The organism is Burkholderia mycopellens, assembly GCF_964265025.1.
Taxonomy (GTDB): Bacteria; Pseudomonadota; Gammaproteobacteria; order Burkholderiales; family Burkholderiaceae; genus Burkholderia.
In genome coordinates this window covers 2,643,727-2,669,193 of record NZ_OZ183802.1, presented here as the reverse complement: position 1 = coordinate 2,669,193, position 25,467 = coordinate 2,643,727, and the positions used below count along the sequence as shown (strand labels likewise).

26 protein-coding genes are annotated in these 25,467 nt (G+C 67.1%); 19 read left to right on the top strand and 7 right to left on the bottom strand.

The genetic code is table 11. The features are described from left to right. Positions 1-4: 4 nt before the first annotated feature. Positions 5-1,069 (bottom strand): regulator, encoded by a 1,065-nt coding sequence (locus ACPTTC_RS12325; protein WP_423392635.1) that lies wholly within the window; start codon positions 1,067-1,069, stop codon positions 5-7. A gap of 162 nt (positions 1,070-1,231) precedes the next feature. On the opposite strand from ACPTTC_RS12325, the gene ACPTTC_RS12320 reads away from it, so the two are divergent. The 9 genes from ACPTTC_RS12320 (at position 1,232) to ftsB (ending at position 12,306) form a co-directional block, all read left to right on the top strand. Then, on the top strand, positions 1,232-2,485 hold the full coding sequence (locus ACPTTC_RS12320; protein ID WP_089461262.1) for a lipoprotein-releasing ABC transporter permease subunit: 1,254 nt from the start codon (positions 1,232-1,234) through the stop codon (positions 2,483-2,485). After that, positions 2,478-3,236: a lipoprotein-releasing ABC transporter ATP-binding protein LolD gene (lolD, locus tag ACPTTC_RS12315; protein ID WP_423392634.1), complete on the top strand. Its 759-nt coding sequence runs from the start codon at positions 2,478-2,480 to the stop codon at positions 3,234-3,236. Before ACPTTC_RS12320 ends, lolD begins: the two co-directional genes overlap by 8 nt. A 67-nt stretch (positions 3,237-3,303) precedes the next feature. Further along, positions 3,304-4,092, top strand: coding sequence for a TatD family hydrolase (locus ACPTTC_RS12310; protein WP_423392633.1), 789 nt, complete (start codon positions 3,304-3,306; stop codon positions 4,090-4,092). Positions 4,093-4,149: 57 nt separating this feature from the next. Further along, the gene (locus tag ACPTTC_RS12305; protein ID WP_423392632.1) at positions 4,150-6,633 is read left to right on the top strand and encodes a DNA internalization-related competence protein ComEC/Rec2; all 2,484 of its coding nucleotides are present in this window, start codon (positions 4,150-4,152) and stop codon (positions 6,631-6,633) included. Between the two features lie 240 nt (positions 6,634-6,873). Further along, positions 6,874-7,719, top strand: coding sequence for an alpha/beta fold hydrolase (locus tag ACPTTC_RS12300; protein WP_175969445.1), 846 nt, complete (start codon positions 6,874-6,876; stop codon positions 7,717-7,719). Positions 7,720-7,899: 180 nt separating this feature from the next. After that, positions 7,900-9,558, top strand: a complete 1,659-nt coding sequence (locus ACPTTC_RS12295) for a CTP synthase (protein ID WP_175953495.1) — start codon at positions 7,900-7,902, stop codon at positions 9,556-9,558. Next, a complete protein-coding gene (gene kdsA, locus ACPTTC_RS12290; RefSeq protein WP_175969447.1) occupies positions 9,555-10,409 on the top strand; it encodes a 3-deoxy-8-phosphooctulonate synthase in 855 nt (284 codons plus the stop codon). Before ACPTTC_RS12295 ends, kdsA begins: the two co-directional genes overlap by 4 nt. A 106-nt stretch (positions 10,410-10,515) precedes the next feature. Further along, positions 10,516-11,799 (top strand): phosphopyruvate hydratase, encoded by a 1,284-nt coding sequence (gene eno, locus ACPTTC_RS12285; RefSeq protein WP_011352544.1) that lies wholly within the window; start codon positions 10,516-10,518, stop codon positions 11,797-11,799. A gap of 81 nt (positions 11,800-11,880) precedes the next feature. Further along, complete coding sequence (ftsB, locus tag ACPTTC_RS12280) at positions 11,881-12,306, top strand: cell division protein FtsB (RefSeq protein WP_043190303.1); 426 nt, start codon at positions 11,881-11,883, stop codon at positions 12,304-12,306. A gap of 89 nt (positions 12,307-12,395) precedes the next feature. Here the strand turns inward: ftsB and ACPTTC_RS12275 are convergent, their stop codons facing one another. The 3 genes from ACPTTC_RS12275 to ACPTTC_RS12265 form a co-directional block, all read right to left on the bottom strand. After that, positions 12,396-12,758 (bottom strand): hypothetical protein, encoded by a 363-nt coding sequence (locus ACPTTC_RS12275; RefSeq protein WP_175953488.1) that lies wholly within the window; start codon positions 12,756-12,758, stop codon positions 12,396-12,398. Positions 12,759-12,892: 134 nt separating this feature from the next. Beyond that, positions 12,893-13,843, bottom strand: coding sequence for an Hsp33 family molecular chaperone HslO (hslO, locus tag ACPTTC_RS12270; RefSeq protein ID WP_423392631.1), 951 nt, complete (start codon positions 13,841-13,843; stop codon positions 12,893-12,895). Positions 13,844-13,868: 25 nt separating this feature from the next. Further along, positions 13,869-14,393, bottom strand: coding sequence for a gamma carbonic anhydrase family protein (locus ACPTTC_RS12265; RefSeq protein WP_175969450.1), 525 nt, complete (start codon positions 14,391-14,393; stop codon positions 13,869-13,871). Positions 14,394-14,541: 148 nt separating this feature from the next. Between ACPTTC_RS12265 and ACPTTC_RS12260 the strand changes: the two genes are divergently transcribed. The 10 genes from ACPTTC_RS12260 (at position 14,542) to ACPTTC_RS12215 (ending at position 23,621) form a co-directional block, all read left to right on the top strand. Continuing rightward, positions 14,542-15,399, top strand: coding sequence for a ferritin-like domain-containing protein (locus ACPTTC_RS12260; protein ID WP_423392630.1), 858 nt, complete (start codon positions 14,542-14,544; stop codon positions 15,397-15,399). A gap of 187 nt (positions 15,400-15,586) precedes the next feature. Continuing rightward, positions 15,587-16,477, top strand: a complete 891-nt coding sequence (locus tag ACPTTC_RS12255; protein WP_423392629.1) for an alpha/beta fold hydrolase — start codon at positions 15,587-15,589, stop codon at positions 16,475-16,477. Between the two features lie 81 nt (positions 16,478-16,558). Then, the gene (locus tag ACPTTC_RS12250) at positions 16,559-17,389 is read left to right on the top strand and encodes a 3',5'-nucleoside bisphosphate phosphatase (protein WP_423393355.1); all 831 of its coding nucleotides are present in this window, start codon (positions 16,559-16,561) and stop codon (positions 17,387-17,389) included. 73 nt (positions 17,390-17,462) lie between these two features. Continuing rightward, positions 17,463-18,095 carry an L-threonylcarbamoyladenylate synthase gene (locus ACPTTC_RS12245; protein WP_175953478.1) on the top strand — a complete coding sequence of 211 codons (633 nt, stop codon included), beginning with the start codon at positions 17,463-17,465 and terminating at the stop codon, positions 18,093-18,095. 49 nt (positions 18,096-18,144) lie between these two features. Continuing rightward, entirely contained in the window at positions 18,145-18,807 is a 663-nt protein-coding gene (locus ACPTTC_RS12240) for a site-2 protease family protein (RefSeq protein WP_175953476.1), read from the top strand. An 8-nt stretch (positions 18,808-18,815) separates the two neighbouring features. Then, a complete protein-coding gene (locus ACPTTC_RS12235) occupies positions 18,816-20,018 on the top strand; it encodes a tryptophan--tRNA ligase (protein WP_011352534.1) in 1,203 nt (400 codons plus the stop codon). 8 nt (positions 20,019-20,026) lie between these two features. After that, a complete protein-coding gene (locus ACPTTC_RS12230; RefSeq protein WP_423392628.1) occupies positions 20,027-20,629 on the top strand; it encodes a class I SAM-dependent methyltransferase in 603 nt (200 codons plus the stop codon). 48 nt (positions 20,630-20,677) lie between these two features. Then, complete coding sequence (dapA, locus tag ACPTTC_RS12225; RefSeq protein ID WP_423392627.1) at positions 20,678-21,583, top strand: 4-hydroxy-tetrahydrodipicolinate synthase; 906 nt, start codon at positions 20,678-20,680, stop codon at positions 21,581-21,583. Between the two features lie 111 nt (positions 21,584-21,694). Then, entirely contained in the window at positions 21,695-22,840 is a 1,146-nt protein-coding gene (bamC, locus tag ACPTTC_RS12220) for an outer membrane protein assembly factor BamC (RefSeq protein ID WP_226196674.1), read from the top strand. Between the two features lie 4 nt (positions 22,841-22,844). After that, entirely contained in the window at positions 22,845-23,621 is a 777-nt protein-coding gene (locus tag ACPTTC_RS12215) for an MBL fold metallo-hydrolase (protein ID WP_423392626.1), read from the top strand. 113 nt (positions 23,622-23,734) lie between these two features. Here ACPTTC_RS12215 and ACPTTC_RS12210 read toward each other — a convergent pair whose 3' ends face one another. The 3 genes from ACPTTC_RS12210 to ACPTTC_RS12200 are packed head-to-tail and all read right to left on the bottom strand — an operon-like array spanning position 23,735 to position 25,450. Further along, a complete protein-coding gene (locus tag ACPTTC_RS12210) occupies positions 23,735-23,998 on the bottom strand; it encodes a hypothetical protein (protein ID WP_021162672.1) in 264 nt (87 codons plus the stop codon). Then, entirely contained in the window at positions 23,928-24,173 is a 246-nt protein-coding gene (locus ACPTTC_RS12205; protein WP_075122947.1) for a hypothetical protein, read from the bottom strand. Before ACPTTC_RS12205 ends, ACPTTC_RS12210 begins: the two co-directional genes overlap by 71 nt. Positions 24,174-24,229: 56 nt before the next feature. Continuing rightward, positions 24,230-25,450: a JmjC domain-containing protein gene (locus tag ACPTTC_RS12200; RefSeq protein WP_423392625.1), complete on the bottom strand. Its 1,221-nt coding sequence runs from the start codon at positions 25,448-25,450 to the stop codon at positions 24,230-24,232. Between the last annotated feature and the right edge of the window lie 17 nt (positions 25,451-25,467).

The window sequence follows — 25,467 nt, the reverse complement described above, 5'->3', positions numbered from 1 at the left end:
CTTGTTATTCGAACAGGGAGGCAAGCGCGCGGCGGCGCCAGAACTTGCGCAGGTCGCCGCGCGTCGCGTGCAGCGTCACGGAACTCGTGTCGCCGCACAGCGTGAAATCGACGCTCGCGAGCTCGCCGTTGCGCAGTGCGGCGAGGGCCGGCGCGAACCAGTCGCGCTCGAGCGCGGCGAGTCCGTCGTGCCAGCGCGCCCAGTCCTGCGCGATGAACGGGGTGGTCAGCGCCGGCAGTTCGACGAGCGTCGCGCCATCGGCGGCGGGCAGCGTGCCGAACGCGGCCGGCGGCGCACCGGCGTCGGCTTGCGCGGCGCGCGCGAGGCCGAGCGCCGCGGGCGAGGCGGACAGCACACGCGCGAACGGCTTGCCGACCGGCTTCAGCGTGCCTTGCGCATGGAACCAGATCGAATTGACGGCCGGCAGGCCACGCGCCTCGCGGGCCTCGTTGACCGGGTGCTGGAACCACGCCATCTGCACTTCGTTCTGCAGTTTCATCCACATCCGCGAGCGCTCGCCCGTATGTGCCTCGTGCGGCAGCCAGATCTCGATGTTGCGGCCGCTCGCGCGCAGCGGCGCGGCGCCGGCGAGGCGGACGAGCTGCTCGCTCGACAGGTACCAGCGTGACGGGTTCGGCGCCTCGAGCCGGACGCCGAGTTCCTCGATCAGCGGCCGCGCGACCGCGAGCAGCGCGGCTGCGTCTCCGTCGTCGAGCGCGAGGGCCGCCGGATCGACGAGCACCAGGTGATCGTGCGCGATTTCGACGTGGACGGGCTCGACGCAGGCCCATGCGTGTGCGCCGGGGTCGCCGCCGTCCGCCAGCAGCATGTAGGGCGCGAGCGGCGCCTCGTCGGCGGCGTTGCCGTGGGTGGCGCCGAACTGGCGGGCCAGCCAGCGCTCGTGCGGCAGCGTGCGCTGGAAGTCCTCGCCGGTCACGCGCTCGACGAGGCTCGCGCGGGCGAGCAACTTTTCGAGCGCGGGGCTGTCCAGCGTGTGCAGGGACGAGGCCGCATCGGCCGCCGACGGCAGCGCGAACGGAACGAGAAAATGGAGGCGTCGGTCGTGCATGATGGTGCGCATTGTATGGCAAACTGCGCGCGTGATCGGGCCGGCTGACGGCCCGTTCGCGTCCGGCGGCCGTTTTTCGACTGTGCCCGGGCCGGTGGCCGCCACCGGGCGGCGGTCCGGCCGCGGGGCGCCTCCCCGCCGTAACCAGCAGAAAGGATTCGCTTGAAACTTCCGTACGAATGGCAGATCGGCTGGCGCTACACGCGCGCCGGCAAACGCACGACCGGTAACGGCTTCATTTCCTTCATCGCGCTCGTGTCGATGCTCGGGATCGCGCTCGGCGTCGCGGCGCTGATCGTCGTGCTGTCGGTGATGAACGGCTTCCAGAAGGAGGTGCGCGACCGCATGCTGTCGGTGCTCGCGCACGTCGAGGTGTTCTCGCCGACGGGCTCGATGCCCGACTGGCAATTGACCGCGCAGGAAGCGCGCCGCAATCCGTCGGTGATCGGCGCGGCGCCGTACGTCGACGCGCAGGCGCTGCTTACCCGCCAGGACGCGGTGAGCGGCGTGATGCTGCGCGGCGTCGAGCCGACGCTCGAGCCGCAGGTGTCGGACATCGGCAAGGACATGAAGGCGGGCCAGCTCGGCGCGCTCGTGCCGGGCCAGTTCGGCATCGTGCTCGGCGATGCGCTCGCGGGCAACCTCGGCGTGACGGTCGGCGACAAGGTCACGCTGGTCGCGCCGGAAGGGTCGATCACGCCGGCCGGCATGATGCCGCGGCTGAAGCAGTTCACGGTCGTCGGCGTGTTCGAGTCCGGCCACTACGAATACGACAGCACGCTCGCGATGATCAACATCCGCGATGCCGAGGCACTGTTCCGGATGACGGCGCCGACCGGCGTGCGGCTGCGGCTGAAGGACATGCAGAAGGCGCCGGACGTGGCGGTCGAGCTGTCGCATACGCTGTCGGGCAGCCTGTACATCCGCGACTGGACCCAGCAGAACAAGACGTGGTTCTCGGCCGTGCAGATCGAGAAGCGGATGATGTTCATCATCCTCACGCTGATCATTGCGGTGGCCGCGTTCAACCTCGTGTCGTCGCTCGTGATGACGGTGACCAACAAGCAGGCCGACATCGCGATCCTGCGCACGCTCGGCGCGCAGCCGGGATCGATCATGAAGATCTTCGTCGTGCAGGGCGTGACGATCGGCTTCGTCGGCACGGCGTCGGGCGTCGCGCTCGGCTGCCTGATCGCATGGAGCATCCCGTGGCTGATCCCGATGATCGAGCACCTGTTCGGCGTGCAGTTCCTGCCGCCGTCCGTGTACTTCATCAGCGAGCTGCCGTCCGAACTCGTCGCGAGCGACGTGATCCGGATCGGGCTGATCGCGTTCGCGCTGTCGGCGGTCGCGACACTCTATCCGAGCTGGCGCGGCGCGAAGGTGAAGCCGGCGGAGGCGCTTCGCTATGAATGATCGCGCGACCGCATTCGCGGATTCACGACAACACAACAGACAGGATTCGGCAGGTATGCAGGAATACGTGCTTCAGGCGCGCGGGATCACGAAGGCGTTCGTGCAGGGCGGCTTCAACGTGCAGGTGCTCAACAATACCGAGCTGACGGTACGGCGCGGCGAGAAGCTCGCGGTCGTCGGTGCGTCGGGTTCCGGCAAGAGCACGCTGCTGCACGTGCTGGGCGGGCTCGACGAGCCGAGCGCGGGCGAGGTGTCGCTGCTCGGCAAGCCGTTTACGCAACTCGCCGAGCGCGAACGCAACGAACTGCGCAACCGCGCGCTCGGCTTCGTCTACCAGTTTCATCACCTGCTCCCCGAGTTCACCGCGCTCGACAACGTCGCGATGCCGCTGCGCATCCGCCGGATGACGACCGAGGACGCACGCGAGCAGGCCCAGGCGATGCTCGAGCGCGTCGGTCTCGGCCCGCGTGCTAAGCATCGTCCGGGCGAGCTGTCGGGCGGCGAGCGGCAACGCGTCGCGATCGCGCGCGCGCTGGTCACGAAGCCCGCGTGCGTGCTCGCCGACGAGCCGACCGGCAACCTCGACGGCACGACGGCCGATACAGTGTTCAACCTGATGCTCGAACTATCCGAGACGCTCGAAACGAGCTTCGTGATCGTCACGCACGATCCCGATCTCGCCGCGCGCTGCGACCGCATCATGCGGCTGCGCGACGGCGTGCTGCACGAGGAGCCGGTGCTGCCGGTGTAAGAAGCGAACGCGCTTGGCCGGCTGCCGGGTTCGTCCCCGTGCGGCGCCAGGGCGCAGGACTGCCGCCATGTGGATCGACACGCACTGCCATCTCGATGCCGCCGAGTTCGACGCCGACCGCGACGCGGTCGCGCTTGCGGCGCGCGCGGCCGGCGTGTCGCGCATCGTGATCCCGAGCGTCGGGCGCGACAACTTCACGACGGTGCGCGAGCTCGCGCAACGCACGCCGGGCGCGGCCTATGCGCTCGGCATCCATCCGATGTATACGCCACGCGCACGCGACGAGGATCTCGACCTGCTGCGCATGGAGATCGAGGCGAGCCTCGACGATCCGCGCTTTGTCGCGATCGGCGAGATCGGGCTCGACTATTTCGTGCCGGGGCTCGACGAAGACCGGCAGCAGTTCTTTTACCAGGGGCAACTCAAGCTCGCGCGCGAATTCGACTTGCCCGTGCTGTGCCATGTGCGCAAGTCGCAGGATCGTGTGCTCGCCGGGCTGCGCCGTTTCGGCGTGCGGCGCGGCATCGCGCATGCGTTCAACGGCAGTTTCCAGCAGGCCGAAGCGTATCTCGCGCACGGGCTGCATCTCGGCTTCGGCGGCAACGTGACCTTCACGCGTGCGCTGCAGATCCGCCGGCTCGCGGCGCAGTTGCCGCTCGAGGCGATCGTCGTCGAGACGGACGCCCCCGACATCGCGCCCGAATGGGCCTACAAATCCCGCAACACGCCCGACCAGGTGCCGCGCATCGGCGACGCGCTTGCCGAATTGCGCGGGATCGACGCCAGTTCACTTGGCCTATCCACTTCGGCTAACGCGCTCGCCGCGTTGCCGCGACTCGCACTTTCGTCCGCATAATCGTTGCCGGAAGGCGCCGCATTCTCAATGGCGGTGCCGGGTCGACGAGGAGGTGCGATGCGCGTGTGGTGGATCGCGTTCGCGCTCGGCGTGGTCGTACTGCAGCGGCAGGCGGCGCTGCCGGGTGCGCTCGCATGGACGATCGGTGCGGCCGCGCTCGCGGGCTGCGTGGTGCTGGGCGCGTGGAGCACGCGCCGCCGGCGCACGCGTACGGCCGTCGCGTTCGGATGGATGCTGTGCGCGCTCGCGGCCTGCGTCGTCGGGTTCGGCTATGCGGCCGCGCGGGCCGAATGGCGGTTGGACGACAGCCTGCCCGTCGAGTGGGAAGGGCGCGACATCGTCGTCACGGGCGTGATTCGAGGGCTGCCCGTGGTCGACGAGACAGGCGCGCGGCTGCTGTTCGCCGTCGAGTCGAACGATGCGGGGTTGGTCCGCTTTCCGCCGTTGATCAGGCTGTCGTGGCGCGCCTATGGCGCAGCCGCGACACGCGACGCGCTGCCCGATTTGCGCGCCGCGCAGCGCTGGCGTTTCGTCGTGCGCCTGAAGCGCCCGCATGCCGAGGCCAATCCCGGCGTGCGCGACAGCGAGGCGGCGTGGCTTGCCGCGGGCATTCGCGCGATCGGTTATGTCAGCGCGCCCCGGCGGGCGGTATTGCTCGATGCGCGCGCATCGGGATGGCGTGCGTCGATCGATCGGCTGCGCGACGCGCTGCGCGCGCGTATCGGCGAAACGCTGGGAGACGACGCGGGTCATCGCGGCATCGTCGCCGCGCTCGCGATCGGCGATCAGTCGGGCATTGGCGACGACGACTGGCGTGTGCTGCGCAGCACGGGCACGAGCCACCTTGTCGCGATCTCGGGTCTGCATGTCGGGCTCGTCGGTGCGATCGCGGGCGGGCTCGTGTCGATGGTCTGGCGCCGTCTGCGCTGGCGCGCACGGGCCGCAACCCTCGTGCTGCCGGCACCGTACGCGGCCGCGCTCGCCGCGCTGGCGGCCGCGGCCGGCTACGCGGCGCTTGCCGGCTTCAACGTGCCGGCGCAGCGCGCGTGGTGGATGATCGCGGCCGGCGGCATCGCGTACCTGGCCGGGCGCAGCGTACCGGCTTCCGCGGTGCTGTGCACGGCGCTCGGCGGCGTGCTGCTTGCCGATCCGTGGGCCGTGCTGTCGGCCGGATTCTGGTTGTCGTTCGGGGCGGTTGCCGTGATCTTGCTGGCCGTCGCCGGCTGGCGCGCCGCGCGCGAGGCCGACGCGGAAAGCGAGGAGGACGCCGGCGCGGCCGGTTTGTCGAGCCGATTGCGTGCGTGGGGTGCACGCGCCGGGCGCCGTATCGCCGAGGCCGCGCGCGTGCAGTACGCGGTGACGATCGGTCTCGCGCCGTTGACGGCCGCATGGTTCGCGCAGATGTCCCTGTCGGGACCGTTCGGCAATGCGTTCGCGATTCCCTGGGTCAGCTCGGTCGTCACGCCGGTCGTGCTGGCCGGCATTGCGCTGCCCGCACCGCTCGATGCGTACGCGTTCCGGCTTGCGCATGCGGCACTCGAACCGATGATGACGCTGCTCGGGCACCTCGCCGACTGGCCGGCCGGCGTGTTCTGGCTGCGCATGCCCGACTGGCCGGTGCTGGTGCTCGCCTGCGTGGGCGTCGCATGGGCGCTGATGCCGCGCGGCTGGCCTTTGCGCTGGGCGGCCCCGCTCACGTGGCTGCCGCTGGTCGCGCCGACAGCCGATGCGCCGCCGCCGGGCGGCTTCCGGCTGACCGTTCTTGACGTCGGGCAGGGCGCGTCGGTGCTGGTGGAGACCGCGCAGCGAACCTTGCTGTTCGATGCCGGGCCGGGAGCGGAGTCGACTCATGCCGGCGCGCGGATCGTCGCGCCGGCATTGCGCGCACGCGGCATCGCGGTGATCGATTCGCTCGTGCTCAGTCACGCGGATGCCGATCACGCGGGCGGCGCACCGGCCGTCTATGCGGCGGCCGACGTGCGCCAGTTGCTGGCCGGCATCCCGCCGAAGAGCCGGCTGTGGCGCGAGGCGGCGGCCGCTGGCGTGGCCGACCGTCTGCCGTGCGCGACCGGGCAGCACTGGACCTGGGATGGCGTCGTCTTCACGATGCTCTGGCCATCGGGCGGCCCGGGGACGGGCGCGTCGAACGGGCAATCGTGCGTGCTGCGCATCGACGCGGGCGGCACGTCCGCGCTGTTGACGGGGGACATCGACGCACGCGCCGAACGCCAGCTCGTGGACGCCGCACGCGACGCGCTGGCCGCGCAGATCCTGGTCGTTCCGCACCACGGCAGCCGCACGTCGTCGGTCGAGCCTTTCCTCGATTCGGTCGGGCCGCGCGTCGCGGTATTTCCTGTAGGCTATCGCAATCGTTTCGGGCATCCGCACCGCACGGTTCTCGCCCGTTACGCGGCGCGCGGGATTCCGCTGCCGCGCACCGATCGCGACGGCGCGGTGCGGTTCGACGTCGTGCCGGCCGACGGCGGGTTTGCGTTCGAGCGTCATCGCGACGTTCGCCGACGGTACTGGATGGATCGGTGAGCGCGGCGAGAGCGGGCGTATCGGGAAACGCGGCCCGGGATCCGCGCACGAAGCCGAGGCATGGGCCCGGCAGGCCGCGAAGCGTAAGACCGGAGTAAGCGCTACAGCAGCCACCCCGGCCGACAGCGAAGCATGGGGGCGAGAGTCAGTGCTAAAGCGCCAACTCCCGCCAACAGCGAAGCATAAGACCGGAGTAGGCGCTAAAGCACCCACTCCGGTCGACAAAGGAGACATCGGCGTTTGAAGGACATCCTCCATTTCTCGCATGCGAACGGCTTTCCGGCGTCGACGTACAGGACGATCTTCGCCGAACTGGCCGACGACTACGAGCTGCGCTACATCGAACGGATCGGCCACGACCGCCGCTACCCGGTGACGCGCGACTGGCCGCATCTCGTCGAGCAACTGCTCGACGACATCGGCAGCCGCTACGAGCGTCCCGTGTGGCTCGTCGGCCATTCGCTCGGCGGCTACCTGTCGCTGATGGCTGCGCTGAAGAAGCCGCAATGGGTGCGCGGCGTCGTGATGATCGATTCGCCGATCATCGCGGGCTGGCGCGCCGGCGCATTGCGTGCGAGCCAATGGGCGGGGCTCGACGAGCGACTGTCGCCGGCTGCCGCGACGCGTAACCGGCGCACGCGCTGGGCGAGCCGTGACGAAGCCTGGCGGCACTTCCGCGAGAAACCGGCGTTCGCGCGTTGGGACGAACGGATGCTGGCCGACTATATCGACTACGGGATTCCTCAAGCCGGCGCCGACGGCGAGCGGGCGCTCGCGTTCGACCGGCAGGTGGAATACCTGATCTACCGGACGCTGCCGCACACGCTCGGCCCGCGGCTCGCGCACGGCGCGCCGGTGCCGCTCGGTTTTCTCGCCGGCACGCGGTCGCGCGAGGTGCGCCAGGTCGGGCTCGATGCGACGCGCCGCGCGGCGCGCGGCCGCGTCGAATGGCTGGAAGGCAGTCACCTGTTCCCGATGGAGCGGCCGCTCGAGACCGCCCGCGCATTGCAGCGGATGCTGAATTCGCTGAAGGCGGCCGAGGGTGAGGTGTCACAGGGCGTCACCCCGCTCGCGAAGCGCGCCTGACGCACGATACGGCGGCCGGGCGCGCGCCCCGGCACGCACGGTTGCACCGGCCGGCGGGCGGCTTGGCCCCGGCGCGCACGGCCGGTTCGGGTTGGCGGGAAAGGGCGCGATCATCGAGTCAATTGCTGAGAGAAGGGCGGGCTTTACGGTATAATCCGTTTTTCCCGCGAGCATCCAGCGATGACCAAATATGTTTTCGTCACCGGCGGCGTAGTTTCTTCCCTTGGCAAGGGTATTGCCGCCGCTTCCCTCGCCGCGATCCTTGAATCGCGCGGTCTGAAAGTCACCCTCCTCAAACTCGATCCCTACATCAACGTCGACCCCGGCACGATGAGCCCGTTCCAGCACGGGGAAGTGTTCGTGACGGAAGATGGAGCGGAGACCGACCTCGACCTCGGCCACTATGAGCGCTTCATCAGCACGAAGATGCGCAAGGCCAACAACTTCACGACCGGCCAGATCTACGAATCGGTGATCCGCAAGGAACGCCGCGGCGACTATCTCGGCAAGACCGTGCAGGTCATTCCGCACATCACGAACGAAATCCAGGCGTTCATCGAGCGCGGGGCCGCGTCGGCCACCTGCGGTGAGCCGGACGTCGCGATCGTCGAGATCGGCGGCACGGTCGGCGACATCGAATCGCTGCCGTTCCTGGAGGCCGCGCGCCAGATGAGCCTGCGCCTCGGCCGCAACAGCGCGTGCTTCGTGCACCTGACGCTGGTGCCGTACGTCGCGACGGCCGGCGAACTGAAGACGAAGCCGACCCAGCACAGCGTGCAGAAGTTGCGCGAGATCGGCATTCTGCCGCACGTGCTGCTGTGCCGTGCGGATCGCCGCATTCCGGACGACGAATCGAAGAAGATCTCGATGTTCTCGAACGTGCCGGAAGACGCCGTGATCTCGGTGTGGGACGCCGACAGCATCTACAAGATTCCGCAGATGCTGCACGACCAGGGCCTCGACCGCATCATTTGCGAGGAACTCAAGCTGTCGCCGAAGGACGCCGACCTGACCATGTGGTCGGAGCTCGTCGAGAAGCTCGAGAACCCGAAGCACGAAGTGACGATCGGCATGGTCGGCAAGTATGTCGACCTGACCGAGTCGTACAAGTCGCTGATCGAAGCGCTGCGCCACGCATCGCTGCACACGTCGACCAAGGTCAACATCGAATACATCGACTCGGAAGAGATCGAGACGAACGGTGTCGACAGCCTGAAGCACCTCGACGCCGTGCTGGTGCCGGGCGGTTTCGGTCGTCGCGGCACGGAAGGCAAGATCGCAGCGATCCGCTACGCGCGTGAAGCCAAGGTGCCGTATCTCGGCATCTGCCTCGGCATGCAGCTCGCGGTGATCGAGTTCGCGCGCGACGTCGTCGGCCTGAAGCAGGCGAACAGCACGGAATTCGAGCCGGATACGCCGGAACGCGTGGTTGCGCTGATCACCGAGTGGTACGACCGCGACGGCAAGGTCGAGACGCGCACCGAGGAATCCGATCTTGGCGGCACGATGCGCCTGGGTTCGCAGCGCTGCCCGATCAAGCCGGGCACGATGGCGGAAGAAATCTATGGCAAGGACGTGAACGAGCGCCATCGCCACCGTTATGAAGTCAATAACCGCTTCGTGCCCCAGCTCGAAGCCGGCGGCCTTATCATCAGCGCCCGTACCCCGAGCGAGGATCTGCCGGAAATGATGGAATTGCCGCGTTCGATGCACCCGTGGTTCGTCGGCGTCCAGTTCCACCCGGAATTCACGTCCACCCCGCGTGACGGTCATCCCCTCTTCAAGTCGTTCGTCGAAGCTGCGCTTGCCAACAAGCAAGCGCGCGGAGTGCAAGCATGAAGCTGTGCGATTTCGAGGTCGGTCTCGACCAGCCTTTCTTCCTGATCGCGGGTACCTGCGTCGTCGAATCGGAGCAAATGACGATCGACACGGCGGGCCGCCTGAAGGAGATCTGCGCGAAGCTGAACGTTCCGTTCATCTACAAGTCGTCGTATGACAAGGCGAACCGCAGCTCGGGCAAGTCGTTTCGGGGCCTTGGAATGGACGAGGGCCTGCGGATTCTTTCCGAGGTGAAGCGCCAGCTCGGCCTGCCGGTGTTGACCGACGTGCACTCGATCGAAGAGATCGAGCAGGTCGCGTCGGTGGTCGACGTGCTGCAGACGCCGGCCTTCCTGTGCCGCCAGACCGATTTCATCCATGCGTGCGCGCGCTCGGGCAAGCCCGTCAACATCAAGAAGGGCCAGTTTCTCGCGCCGCACGACATGAAGAACGTGATCGACAAGGCGCGCGAAGCGGCGCGTGAAGCGGGGCTGTCGGAAGACCGCTTCATGGCGTGCGAGCGCGGTGTCTCGTTCGGCTACAACAATCTGGTGTCAGACATGCGTTCGCTCGCGATCATGCGCGAGACGAGCGCCCCGGTCGTGTTCGATGCGACCCACTCGGTGCAGCTGCCGGGCGGGCAGGGCACGAGCTCGGGCGGCCAGCGCGAATTCGTGCCGGTGCTCGCACGTGCGGCGGTCGCGACGGGCGTCGCGGGCCTGTTCATGGAGACGCACCCGAATCCGGCCGAAGCAAAGTCGGACGGCCCGAACGCGGTGCCGCTGAACCGGATGGGTGCGCTGCTGGAGACTCTCGTCACGCTCGACCAGGCGGTGAAGCGCAATCCGTTCCTGGAAAACGATTTCAATTAAAGATCGAATGAACCTTGCGACGGCTTCGCGCGTCAGTAGCGAAAGCGGTTCACGCGCGCGCGCCGTCGCAGTTTGAAGAATCCATCGTCATTCTCAGAGGAAACCCATGAGTGCAATCGTAGATATCATCGGCCGCGAGATTCTGGATTCGCGCGGCAACCCCACCGTCGAATGCGACGTGCTGCTCGAATCGGGCACGATGGGCCGCGCGGCGGTGCCGTCGGGCGCGTCCACCGGCTCGCGTGAAGCGATCGAACTGCGCGACGGCGAAGCCGGCCGCTACAACGGCAAGGGTGTGCTGAAGGCAGTCGAGCATATCAACACCGAAATCTCCGAAGCCATCATGGGCCTCGACGCGTCGGAACAGGCGTTCCTCGACAAGACGCTGCTCGAGCTGGACGGCACCGACAACAAGTCGCGCCTCGGCGCGAACGCGATGCTGGCCGTGTCGATGGCCGTCGCGAAGGCCGCCGCCGAAGAGGCAGGCCTGCCGCTGTACCGCTACTTCGGCGGTTCGGGCGCAATGCAACTGCCGGTGCCGATGATGAACATCGTCAACGGCGGCGCGCACGCGAACAACAGCCTCGACATCCAGGAATTCATGATCGTCCCGGTGAGCCAGCCGACGTTCCGTGAAGCCCTGCGTTGCGGCGCAGAAGTGTTCCACGCACTGAAGAAGATCCTGAGCGACCGCGGCATGAGCACGGCAGTCGGCGACGAAGGCGGCTTCGCGCCGAACTTCGGCAGCAACGACGAGTGCCTGTCGACGATCCTGCAGGCGATCGAGAAGGCCGGCTACCGTGCCGGCGAAGACGTGCTGCTCGCGCTCGACTGCGCGGCATCCGAGTTCTACCACGACGGCAAGTACCAGCTCGCGGGCGAAGGCCTGCAACTGTCGTCGGCCGAATTCACCGATTACCTCGCGACGCTCGCCGACAAGTTCCCGATCGTGTCGATCGAGGACGGCATGCACGAAAGCGACTGGGAAGGCTGGAAGCTGCTGACCGATCGCCTCGGCAAGAAGGTTCAGCTGGTCGGCGACGATCTGTTCGTCACGAACACGCGCATCCTGAAGGAAGGCATCGAGAAGGGCATCGCGAACTCGATTCTCATCAAGATCAACCAGATCGGTACGCTGACCGAAACGTTCGCGGCAATCGAAATGGCGAAGCGCGCAGGCTACACGGCCGTGATCTCGCACCGCTCGGGCGAAACGGAAGATTCGACGATCGCGGACATCGCGGTCGGCCTGAACGCCGGTCAGATCAAGACGGGTTCGCTGTCGCGCAGCGACCGTATTTCGAAGTACAACCAGCTGCTGCGCATCGAGGAAGATCTCGGCGACATCGCAAGCTACCCCGGTAAATCGGCTTTCTATAACCTGCGCTAACGCGCTACTATCGGGTTCGTCATATCGACGCCGCTCTGTGCATGTGCGCGGAGCGGCGCTTCTTATATCTGCGGTTCTTACATGCGGCTTGTCACTGTCGTCCTGATTGCCTTGCTGGCGCTCATTCAGTACCCCCTATGGTGGGGACACGGCGGCTGGCTGCGGGTGCATGAATTGCGTCAGCAGCTCGACGACCAGCTCCAGAAGAACGCGGACGAGAAGCTGCGCAACGAGCGTACCGCGGGAGAAGTGCAGGATCTGCAGAGCGGCACCGCGGCCATCGAAGAGCGCGCGCGCTACGAGATGGGCATGGTGAAGGACGGCGAGGTATTCGTGCAGTTCGTGTCGCCGAATGCGCCTGCCGCACCGCTGAACAACACGCCGTCGAATACGTCGACGCGCGGTGCCGTATCGGCGGCACCGGTGCGTGTCGTGCCGAATCCGCAGTCGATCGCGAAGCCGTCGCGGCATCATGGCGGCGACAAGGGCAAGGCCGCGCATCACTGAGCACGATGGCTCGAATCCATTGAAAAAGCGCGGGAAATGCCGCGCTTTTTCATTTCCTGCCGGTAGTCAATCGGCTGAGCGATGCACGCTCACCACCACCATCCCGGGTAGCCGTAGCTGATGCCTGTGCCCCAGCGATTGCCCCATCCGCCGTAATACCCGCCGTAGACGGTTACGGGCGGCGGCGAGTAATAGGCCCACGCGCGCGCGGCGGCCTCGGCCGCCATCGCGTTGTTCTGTTCGCGCAGCACCTGCTGGTCGATCTCGTCATAGCGCTTGCGTTCGGCGCTCGACAGCGCGGGCGGCTGGCCGCCCGATGCAGCGGGTTCGGGCAGGCGGCTCAGGATCGTGGAAGTCGGCGGCGGCATCGCGCAGCCGGCAAGCGCGAGCGTGCCGGCGGCAACGCTCGTCAGGACGATGGTGCGAAACGGTCGATGAAGCGGGCGATTCATGTGTTTCTCCTGCAGCGCGCCGACGACGGGAAGCGGCTTGCGCCGAAGTGCGCGACTTCGGCGCCGGGGCCGTGCGTGCGACGCTCGTGCGTCATTGTGCGCCCGTGCCCGGACGGCGGGCATCGGGCTCCTGCTCAGTGGCGCTGCCCGGTCGCGGGCGCGATGCCCGTCTCGACGCCGGGTGCCGCGAACAGCTGCGCAACGTCGACCGGATCGAATTCATAGCGCTGATTGCAGAACTCGCAATGGATCTCGACGTGGCCGCGCTCGACGATCACGCTGTCGACTTCTTCACGGCCGAGCATGCGCAGCATCGCACCGACCTTCTCGCGCGAGCACGAGCACTGGAAGCGCGTGCCGGCCGGTTCGAAGTGCTGCACGTTCTCCTGCCAGAATAGCCGGCGGAACACGACTTCCGGTTCGACCTCGAGCAGTTCCTGCGCGGACAACGTGCCGCCTAGCGTGCAGACGCGCTCCCACGTATCGATATCGGTTTCGGCGTTACGCGGCACGATGCCACCGTCGCCCGGCAACTTCTGCAGCAGCATCCCGACCGCGCGGTCGCGATCGGCCGCGAGCCACATCCGCGTGTCGAGCTGCTCCGAGTGATGCATGTAGTGCTCGAGCACCTGCGAGACGGATTCGAGCGGGCCGTCGACGCCGTTCAGCGGCACGATGCCCTGGTAAGGCTGCTGGCCCGGCAGCTTGTCGGCCGGGTCGAGCGTGATCACGCAGCGGCCGTGACCGCTCGCATTGACGAGCGACGCGAAGCGCGTGTCGTCGCCGATCGTCTGGGCGGCCTCGCCGGCGAACTTCGCGGTGGCCCGCATCGACAGATCCGAACCGCACTGGACGACCAGCATCTGGACCGGCCCGTCGCCGAAGATCTGCATGATCAGGGTGCCGTTGAATTTCAGGTTCGCGGACAGCAGCGCGCACGCGGCCATCATCTCGCCGAGCACCGTGCGCACGGGGGCGGGGTAGTCGCGGCGGGAGAGCACTTCCTGCCACGTATTGCGCAGCGAAACGATCTCGCCGCGCACGGGCGCCGCATTGAACATGAATTTCTGTAACTGGTCGCTCACTCTTCTTCCTTGAAATCCGTGCGAATCACCCGATCCGCACGAGTTGCTCCTTGAAATGCGCACGCCGCTCGACGTAGGTCTTCGCGTTCGTGCGCAGTCGCGCAATGTCCTCCGCCGACAGCTCGCGCACGACTTTCGCCGGTGCGCCGAGAATCAGCGAGTTGTCCGGGAACGTCTTGCCTTCCGTCACGACCGCGCCGGCACCAACCAGACAGTTGCGGCCGATCACCGCTCCATTCAAGACCACCGCCTGGATACCGACCAACGAACCTTCGCCGATCGTGCAGCCGTGCAGCATGGCCTGGTGCCCGATCGTCACGTTGTCGGCGATCGTCAGCGGAAAGCCGGGATCCGTGTGCAGGACCGCACCTTCCTGGACGTTGCTGCCTGCACCGACGCTAATCGTCTCGTTGTCGCCGCGAATCGTCGCGCCGAACCAGACACTCGCGTTCTCCTCGAGCACGACCTTGCCGATGATGGCCGCCGTATCGGCGACGAATACGCTTTCGTGGATCGTCGGGGCCGTATCGCCCAGCTTGTAGATCGTCACGGAGTCTCCTTGTCTCTTCGATGAAGGGCGCCGGTAGAATGGCGCGTCTGGTTTGCCCGGCGCATTCGCATGCGCCGCGGAACAATCGCCTATTGTAAACCGTCGCGTGCATGCGCTCCCGCGATGCGCGCGCAGGGTGTCCCCGTTTATGAGCATGGAGTCTTCTTCTTCCGGCAACGCGCGTGCCTGCGTGCGTCGCGCCGCGCTTGCCGCGCTGCGTGACGCCGAACCCGCGGCCAAGGCCGCACAAGTGCGCGCGCTCCACGATGCACTGCTGGCCGGGAAGGCGGCGATCGCCCCGTCGCTCGCATTGCCCGAGCCGGCCGATCTGCCCGGGCGCCCGGCGCGGCCGCCGCTCGTCGAGCCGCGCCAGCTCGAGCGACGCAGCATGCGTTCGCCCGAAGGGCGCGCCGTGCTGCTGCACGCGCTTGCCCATATCGAATTCAATGCGATCAATCTGGCGCTCGACGCGGTCTGGCGGTTCGCGGGCCTGCCGGATGCGTTTTATGCGGATTGGCTGAAGGTCGCGGCCGAGGAGGCCTATCACTTCACGCTGCTGTCCGACCGGCTGGCGGCATTCGGGCATGCGTACGGCGATTTTCCCGCGCACAACGGCCTGTGGGAGATGTGCGAACGGACCAAGGGCGATGTGCTGGCGCGCATGGCGCTCGTGCCGCGCACGCTCGAGGCCCGCGGGCTCGATGCTTCGCCGCCGATCCGCGCGCGGCTCGTGCAGGCGGGCGACGAGGCGTCGGCCGCGATCCTCGACGTGATCCTGCGCGACGAGGTCGGTCACGTCGCGATCGGCAACCGCTGGTTCCGGCAACTGTGCGACGAAGCCGGCCGCGATCCGGTGCCGGCCTATCGTCAGCTCGCCGAGCAATACCATGCGCCGCGGCTGCGCGGCCCGTTCAATTTCGATGCGCGTCGCGATGCCGGATTCGAGCAGGCCGAACTCGACGAACTGGCCGCGCAGGACGCCGCGGACGGAAACGCGGCGCGTTAGCCGGATCGTGTCCAGCTGCGTGTCGCCTGCCGCCAGGCCGGCCCGCGCACCCGGCTGATGGCGCTTCCCGGCCGTTTCGTCGGACCTTCGAGCCGCCGCACGCTAGAGAGGGGACTCGACTGCCGGCCGCCGAAATGGAGGCGGCGCCGCTATAATCGAACGACCATTCTTTTTTCTGGCGGCTGCTATGAGTGCCTCGGGTTCTGTTTCCGATATCGTCACGGTGCGCGGCGTCCAGCTGCATGTCCGGCGCTGGGGCCGGCCCGATGCGCCGACGCTGTTCATGCTGCACGGCTGGATGGACGTCGCGGCGTCGTTCCAGTTCGTCGTCGATGCACTCGCGGGCGACTGGCAGGTGATCGCGCCCGATGCACGCGGTTTCGGGCTGTCCGACTGGCCGGTCGCCCGGCAGGGCGGCGGTCACTACTGGTTCCACGAATACCTGGGCGACCTCGATGCGCTCATCGACCACTATGCGCCGACCGGCGAAGTCAATCTGGTCGGGCACAGCATGGGCGCCAACGTCGTGTGCCTGTATGCCGGCGCGCGGCCGGAGCGCGTGCGGCGTGTGGTCGATCTCGAGGGTTTCGGGCTGGCGCCCGCGCGGGCCGAACAGGCGCCGCGCCGGCTGCGCGCCTGGCTCGACGAGTTGCGCGAACCGCCCGCCCTGCGTCCTTATGCGTCACTCGACGACGTGGCGGCGCGCCTGACCAAGACCAATCCGCGCCTCGACCCGCGCCGTGCGGCGTTCCTCGCCGCGCACTGGTCGACGCGCGGCGACGACGGCCTCTACCACCTGCTGGCCGACCCCGCGCACAAGATGCCGGGCCCGCAGTTGTACCGGCTCGACGAAGTGATGGCCACCTGGGCACAGGTACGCGCGAAGGTGCTGCACGTCGAGGCCGTCAATTCGCCGACGCTGGCACATATCGCTGGTGACATCCCGCTGCCGGAATTCAAGGCGCGTTTCAATGCGTTCCCCGACTGGCGCGAGAAGCTCGTCGAAGATGCCGGCCACATGGTGCATCACGACCAGCCCGAGCAGATCGCGGCGCTGATCGAGGCGTTCTGCGCGTAAGCGCACGGCGGCAGCGGCGGAGCAGGCGGGCGGCGCATTGCCGCGTTGCAGTAGAATGAAGCCTTACCTGCCATGCCTACAATGAACGCCGATCTCCACTGCCATTCGAATGTTTCCGACGGGTTGCTGCCGCCTGCCGACGTCGCGCGCCGCGCTCATGCCGGCGGCGTGACCCTGTGGGCGTTGACCGACCACGACGAGATCGGCGGCCAGGCGGCGGCGCGCAGCGAAGCGGAAGCGCTCGGCATGCGCTACCTGAGCGGCGTCGAGATTTCGGTCACGTGGGCGTCGCGCACCGTGCACATCGTCGGCCTGAATGTCGACCCCGCGAATCCGGTGCTGGTCGACGGCCTGTACCGCACGCGCCACGGCCGCGCGGCGCGCGCGGTAGCGATCGGCGAGCAGCTCGCCACGCTCGGCATTCCCGGGGCGTACGAAGGCGCGTTGAAGTATGTGTCGAATCCCGACCTGATCTCGCGCACGCACTTCGCCCGCTTTCTCGTCGAGAACGGTCACGCCACGTCGACGTCCGATGTGTTCGATCGTATGCTCGGCGACGGCAAGCCCGGGTTCGTCCCGCACCGCTGGGCGACGCTGCCCGACGCCGTCGCATGGATTCGGGCGGCCGGCGGCGAAGCCGTGGTCGCGCATCCGGGCCGTTACCGCTATACGCCCGTCGAATTCGACGCGTTCTTCGGCGAGTTCATCGATCTGGGCGGCCGCGCGATCGAGGTCGTCACGGGCAGCCACACACCCGACCAGTACCGCGAATACGCGGACGTCGCACGCCGCTTCGGCTTTGAAGCGTCGCGCGGCTCGGATTTCCATGCGCCAGGCGAGGGCCGTGTCGAGCTCGGCAGCCTGCCGCCGTTGCCGCCCGACCTGACGCCGGTCTGGGAGCGCTGGCTCTGACACCGGGCGGCGGCCTGCCACCCGCGTTGCTGTCGGCCGCGCGCACCCGACTTCTCCCCCTTTACGTACCCCCATGTCCCAGTTCTTCAGGATTCATCCGGATAATCCGCAGCCGCGCCTGATCAAGCAGGCCGTGGAAATCGTCAGCAAGGGCGGCGTGATCGCGATGCCGACCGATTCGAGCTATGCGCTCGCTTGCCATCTCGACGACAAGGACGCGGTCGAGCGCGTGCGCCGGATTCGCGGCCTCGACGAGAGGCAGCACCTGTCGCTGCTCGTGCGCGACCTGTCGGAGCTCGCCAACTTCGCGATGGTCGACAACCGCCAGTACCGGCAGATCAAGTCGGTGACGCCGGGCCCGTACGTCTTCATCCTGCAGGCCACGAAGGAAGTGCCGCGCCGGCTGTCGCACCCGTCGCGCAAGACGATCGGGCTGCGCGTGCCCGATCACGCGATTACGCTCGCGCTGCTCGAATCGCTCGGCCAGCCGCTGCTCGGCACGACGCTGATCCTGCCGCCGGACGACGAGCCGCTCAACGATCCCGAAGAAATCCGCATGCGGCTCGAGAAACAGGTCGACCTCGTGATCGACGGCGGTGCATGCCCGCGCGAGCCGTCGACGGTGATCGACCTGACCGGCGACGAGCCCGAGCTCGTGCGTGCGGGGCGTGGCGCGCTCGAACCGTTCGGACTCTCGGCGGCGTAAGCGCGCCGTTCCATTTTTTGCGCGAGTGCGCTTGTTACAATAACGCGATATGGATGCTTCCCTGATACAGACCATCGCCGTCTACGCGCTGCCCGTGATCTTCGCGATCACGTTGCACGAGGCCGCGCACGGCTACGCCGCCCGCCTGCTGGGCGACAACACCGCCTACATGATGGGGCGCGTGTCGTTCAACCCGATGCGCCACATCGATCCGCTCGGCACGATCGCGATCCCGCTCGCGATGTATTTCCTGACGGGCGGCGCGTTCCTGTTCGGCTATGCGAAGCCGGTGCCGGTGTCGTTCGGCAACCTGCGCGATCCGCGCTGGGGCAGCCTGTGGGTATCGCTCGCGGGGCCGGCCTGCAACTTCGTGCAGGCGCTGATCTGGGGCGTGCTGACCCTCGTGCTGCCTGCCGTCGGCATCGACGAGCCGTTTTTCACGCGGATGGCGTTTGCGGGCGTCAGCGCGAACCTCGTGCTCGGCGTGCTGAACCTGTTTCCGTTGCCGCCGCTCGACGGCGGCCGCATCCTGGCGGCGCTGCTGCCGACGAAGCAATCGATCGCGCTGTCGCGCATCGAGCCGTACGGTTTCATCATCGTCCTCCTGCTGGTCGCGACGGGCGTGCTGACGAACTTCTGGCTGCGCCCGCTCGTCAACGTCGGCTATGCCGTCCTGAGCGCCATCCTGTCCCCATTCGCTTCGCTTCTCTAACGACAATCATGTTCCCTGAACGTATTTTCTCCGGCATGCGGCCCACCGGGTCGCTGCACCTCGGTCATTACCACGGCGTGCTGAAAAACTGGGTGAAACTGCAGTCCGAGTACCCGTGCTTCTTCTGCGTCGTCGACTGGCATGCGCTGACGACGCACTACGAGACTCCCGAGGTCATCGAGAAGAACGTGTGGGACGTGCTGATCGACTGGCTCGCGTCCGGTATCGATCCGGCGCAGGCCACGCTGTTCATCCAGAGCAAGGTGCCGGAGCATGCCGAACTCGCGCTGCTGCTCGGCATGAGCACGCCGCTCGGCTGGCTCGAACGCGTGCCGACCTACAAGGAGCAGATGGAGAAGCTGAAGGACAAGGATCTGTCGACCTACGGCTTCCTCGGCTATCCGGTGCTGATGGCGGCCGACATCCTGCTGTATCGCGGCTCGCTCGTGCCGGTCGGTGAAGACCAGGTGCCGCACGTCGAGATGACGCGCGAGATCGCGCGCCGCTTCAACTACCTGTACGGCCGCGAGCCGGGCTTCGAGGAGAAGGCGCTCGATGCTGCAAAGAAACTCGGCGGCAAGCGCGCGAAGCTCTATCACGAGCTGCGCAACGCGTATCAGCAGGAGGGCGACGACGAGGCGCTCGAACAGGCGCGCGCGATGCTGCAGGAATCGCAGAGCCTGTCGATGAGCGACCGCGAGCGCCTGTTCGGCTATCTCGAAGGCGCGCGCAAGATCATCCTGGTCGAGCCGCAGGCGCTGCTGACCGAAGCATCGCGGATGCCCGGCCTCGACGGGCAGAAGATGTCGAAGTCGTACGGCAACACGATTGGCCTGCGCGAGGACGCCGAGACGATCACGAAGAAGGTCCGCACGATGCCGACCGATCCCGCGCGCGTGCGTCGCACGGATCCGGGCGATCCCGACAAGTGCCCGGTGTGGCAGCTGCACCAGGTCTATACCGATGAAGCGACGCACGACTGGGTGCAGAAGGGCTGCCGCTCGGCGGGCATCGGCTGCCTCGACTGCAAGCAGCCGGTCGTCGAAGGCATCCTGCGCGAACAGCAGCCGATGCTCGAGCGCGCACAGAAGTACATGGACGATCCGTCGCTGCTGCGCGCGATCGTCGCGGACGGTTGCGACAAGGCGCGCAAGTACGCGACGGAAACGATGCGCGACGTGCGCGACGCGATGGGCCTGTCCTACAACTGATCGACCGCATGAGTGCATCCGTCATCGCCGCCGCGGGCGGCCACGTCGCCCAGGCCGAGCCGTCGCGCTGGGTCGCGCAATGGTCGCGGCTCGTGCCGTCAGGCGGCGCGGTGCTGGATGTTGCTGCGGGCGGCGGCCGCCATGCGCGCTGGTTCGCGTCGCACGGGCATCCGGTCGTCGCACTCGATCGCGATCCGGCCGCACTGGCCGTATTGCGGGCGATGCCGGGCGTCGATGCACGCGACGCCGATCTAGAAGGCGCGCCTTGGCCGCTGCCGGCCGGCGAGCAGTTTGCGGCGGTGGTCGTTACGCATTATTTGCATCGTCCGCTCTGGCCCCATCTGCTCGATGCGGTGGCGCCGGGTGGCGTGCTCATCTACGAAACCTTCGCGCAAGGAAACGAAACGGTCGGGAAACCGTCCAACCCCGCGTTCCTGCTCGCCCCGGGCGAGCTGCTGGACGCCGTGCATGGCCGCCTGCGGGTGGTCGCGTACGAGGACGGGTTCGTCGCCGCGCCGCGCGAGGCGTTCGTCCAGCGTCTCTGCGCAGTGCGCGAGGGCGCGACCCCGAAGGCGGGGGCGGGAATTCCACGTTACGAACTGCCCGGCTAATCCGCTACAATCTCAATGTTTACCGGTACATAACCTCAATCGCGTTTCATGGCTAACGGCACCCAAGACGGCATTCAAATCCGCGGCAGCATCCCCGCGATCGTCACCCCGATGCTCGAAGACGGCAGTCTCGACCTGCCGGCGTTTCGCAAACTGATCGACTGGCATATCGCGGAAGGCACCGATGCGCTCGTCGTGGTCGGCACGAGCGGCGAGTCGGCAACGCTCAACGTCGAAGAGCACATCCTGATGATCCGCACGGCGGTCGAGCATGCGGCGAAACGCATCCCGATCATCGCGGGCGCGGGCGGCAACTCGACCGCCGAGGCGATCGAGCTGACGAAGCACGCGAAGGCTGTCGGCGCGGACGCGACGCTGCAGGTCGTGCCGTACTACAACAAGCCGACGCAGGAAGGCATGTACCGCCACTTCAAGACGATCGCCGAAGCGGTCGATCTGCCGGTGATCCTGTACAACGTACCGGGCCGCACGGTCGCGGACATGGCGAACGAGACGATGCTGCGCCTCGCGGACGTGCCGGGCATCATCGGTGTGAAGGAAGCGACCGGCAACATCGATCGCGCCGCGCACCTGATCAAGGCCGCGCCGAAGCATTTCGCGATCTACAGCGGCGACGATCCGACCGCGATCGCGCTGATGCTGCTCGGCGGCCACGGCAACATCTCGGTGACGGCGAACGTCGCACCGCGTGCGATGAGCGACCTGTGCCGCGCGGCGCTGGCCGGCGACGTACAGACGGCCCGCGCGCTGCACATGAAGCTGCTGTCGCTGCACAAGAACCTGTTCATCGAGGCGAACCCGATTCCGGTGAAGTGGGCGCTGCAGGCGATGGGCAAGATGCAGGGCGGCATCCGGCTGCCGCTCACGGCGCTCGACGAGCGCTGCCACGACGCCGTGCGTTCGGCCCTCGCCGAGGCCGGCGTCCTCGCCTGATGCCGAGGCGGCCGCGTCCTGCGGCCGCCGGCTCGAACCCTGATCAACCCGCACCGGCCGGCTCCGTCCGGCGCCGCTCCTGACGAGCGTTCTAGCAAGACGAAGGATTTCATGAAACGTTTCGCCTTTTCCTCTCGCGCCATCCAGATGTCGGTGGTGGTGCTGGCGCTGGGCGCGCTCGCCGGCTGCGATACGCTGAACGACTACCTGGCCCCTGACCGGGTCAACTACAAGAACACCGGTTCGGCGCCGCCGCTTGCGGTGCCGAGCGACCTGAAGCCGGTGCCGACGACCCAGCAGTTCGTCGCGCCGCCGACCAACGCCGGGCTCGGCACGCTGCCGCCGCGCGTCACGACGCAGGCAGGCAACGCGACCGACGGCATCCCGAGCGCGCAGGATCCGCTCGGCATGCACATCGAGCGCGACGGCGATCGCCGCTGGCTCGTCGTCGATGGCCGGACACCCGAGCAGTTGTGGCCGATCCTGAAGGAGTTCTGGCAGGAGAACGGCTTCTCGCTGAAGACCGATGCACCGTCGACGGGCATCATGGCGACCGACTGGGCTGAAAACCGCGCGAACATTCCCGACGACTGGTTCCGCCGCACGATCGGCAAGGTCATCGATTTCGCGTATTCGTCCGGCACGCGCGACCGTTTCCGTACGCTCGTGAACCGCACGTCGGACGGCAACACCGATATCTCGATCACGCACAGCGCGATGGAAGAAATGATGGTCGGCCCGCAGGGCGGCACGTCGTCGCGCTGGGAAGAGCGTCCGCGCAACCCGGTGCTCGAAGCCGTATTCCTGTCGAAGCTGATGCAGAAGTTCGGCCTGACCGATGCGCAGGCGAAGCAGCTGCTGACCGATGCACGTCCCGCGACGGCACCGGCGCAGGTCAGCGACACGAGCAGCGGCGGGGCGACGCTGCAACTGGCCGAGTCGTTCGACCGCGCATGGCTGCGTGTGGGCCTGGCGCTCGACCGCACCAACTTCGCGGTCGACAATCGCGATCGCGAGAAGGGCGTGTACACCGTGCGCTATGCGAACACGATGGAAGAGCTCAAGCGTGACGGCCTGTTCGGCAAGCTGTTCTACGGCGGCCCGTCGGCCGCGAAGCCGGGCAAGGAATTCCTGGTCAACGTGCGCGCACAGGGCAATGGCGGCACGCTGGTCGCAGTGGTCGGCGCAGACGGCCAGGTCGACAACTCGTCGGACGCGCAGCGGATCATTTCGCTGCTCCACGCGCAGCTGAACTGAGCGCGTGCGATTCTCCAGCCTCGGAAGCGGCAGCGAAGGCAACGCGCTGGTCGTCGAGGCCTCGAGCGGCACGACGACCACCCGCGTGCTGCTCGACTGCGGCTTTTCCGCCAAGGAGGTCGAGCGCAGGCTCGGCCGATTGAATCTCTGCATCGGGGATCTCGATGCGATCCTCATTACCCACGAACACAGCGACCACGTCGGCAGTGCGCTGACGCTCGCCCGTCGCGCATCGCTGCCGCTCTACATGAGCTGGGGTACCGCGCGCGCGGTCGGCGCGGACGAGGCCGATGTCGATCTCCACGTGCTGTGGGGCGACGAGACGGCCGCGATACGCGATCTGGCCGTGATGCCCTATACGGTCCCTCACGATGCGCGCGAACCGCTCCAGTTTGTCTTTATGGACGGCTCCAGCCGGCTCGGCGTGCTGACGGACGTCGGGATGGCCACGGCTCACATCACGGCCGTGCTGAGCGGCTGTGACGCGCTGGTGCTCGAATCCAACCACGACACCGCGATGCTGGCCGCGAGCCGCTATCCGCAGTCGCTGAAGGCACGTATTGGCGGCAACCACGGCCACCTGAGCAATGACGCGGCGGCGGACATCCTTGCGTCGCTTGAACGCAGCCGCCTCAAGCACCTGGTCGCGGCGCACCTGAGCCAGCAGAACAATCTGCCGGAGCTGGTCCGTCAGGCGTTTGGCGGCGTATTGGGGACGACCGGGGAAGACGTGGTCGTGGCCACGCAGGACGCGGGCTTCGACTGGCTGGCGCTGGGATGAGCGGGGCAGGGCCGCTGCGGCGGCCCGGTGTGGCTGCCGTGCGACAGACGCGGAAACGGCAGACGTAAAAAAACCGGCCCTCGGGCCGGTTTTTTTTCAGCTGACGCTGAGGCTTACTGGCTTGCGCCCGAAGCCGGAGCAGCCGTCGCTGCCGAAGCAGCCGACGCCACTGCAGCAGCAGCGTCGCTCGCAGCAGCCGTTGCCGACGAAGCAGCAGCCGAAGCGTCGCTCGCAGCACCAGCAACTGCCGAAGCAGCCGACGAAGCAGCAGCAGCCGCGTCGCTTGCAGCCGACGAAGCAGCTTGATCAGCGCTCTTGTTGCAAGCAGCCAGTGCAACAGCAGCCAACAGGGAAGCTACGAGGAGGGATTTCTTCATGATCACGTCCTTTTATGGTTAAAGGTAAGCAACAGCGCGAAACAATACCGGTAATGTGCTCCAACACCGACCTGGGCCGCTGGTGGAGATGCACTTCTAGAGCGTGAATCTTCCCTACGGCTTGGGCGGAAATTATATGCACTTTCCTATCGACCGTCGACAAATGCGGGGTCAATACGTTGTCTTTCCCATACAGAATTTGATCCGTACGGGTATACGGGGCGACTCACACTAATTCCGGCTTCCGACCCGTATCCAGCCCGCACAATACCACTCGTGCAACAAGGCTGTCATCGAGGGAACCCGGGATAGTGTTACAAACCGTTTCGCCTCCATCTTGCGTTGATTGGCCAGTTCGGGCAGCCATTCGCCGGCCTGCTCGAGTGATCCTTCTTCGCCATTAATGAAGTACGAGCGCGCGTTATACATCAATGCGGCCCTTCTGTCGAGACACACGCCACGACGTGATGCTTGCGTGACGAACGCGGCCTCGGACAGCGGGCGCGCCGGCGGGTCGAAAACGACGTTCGGCTTGGGCTCGCTCAGGTAGCAGCCGAGGAATTCGGCGACGTCCCGCTTGCGCCAGCGGATCGCGTCGACGATCTCGGCAACGCGCTCGACCATCGCCGGCGGCAACTGCGCGGGCGTGTCGACGGCCGGCTGCTTCGGATCGCGGTAAAGGTCGTCGCCGCAGCCGTCGCGCAGGCCGCCACGCTCCGCGAGATAGTACAGGAACTGGGCGCCCAGTTCGCCGGCGGACGGGGCCCGGAAGCCGATCGAGCAGGTCATGCATTCGCCTTCGGCGACGCCATCGTGCGCGATGTGCGGCGGCAGGTAGAGCATGTCGCCGGGTTCCAGCACCCATTCGTCGCTCGGCTCGAAGTTTTCGAGGATCTTCAGCGGCACGTCCGGCTGCAGCGACAGGTCCTTCTGCGCACCGACGCGCCAGCGGCGCCGGCCTTCGACCTGCAGCAGGAATACGTCATATGAATCGAAATGCGGGCCGACGCCGCCGCCGTCCGTCGCATACGAGATCATCAGGTCGTCCAGACGCGCATCGGGGATGAAGCGGAAGCGGTCGAGCAGTGCGCGCGCGGCATCGACGTGCAGGTCGAGCCCCTGCACGAGCAGGGTCCAGGCCTTGCGCGTGACGGCCGGCAGCGTGTCGGGCTCGAACGGGCCGTGCTTCAGTTGCCACTTGTTACGAAAATGGGTGATCAGTCGCGATTCCGCGTCATAGTCTGCTGCGAGCTCGAACAGTGCGTCGCGCGAGACCGGCGACGCGACGCCGGGGATCGCCTGGCGGATCAGGAGCGGCTTCTTCTGCCAGTAGCCGCGCATGAATTGCGCCGGCGTAAGACCGCCGAGCAGCGGTGTGGGAAGATCGGAAGGCGGCGCGCCGAGCGGGGCGGCAGCGGCATCCCGCGGTTCGGCTTGAGACCGGTTGCGCATCGTATAATGAGAGTTGT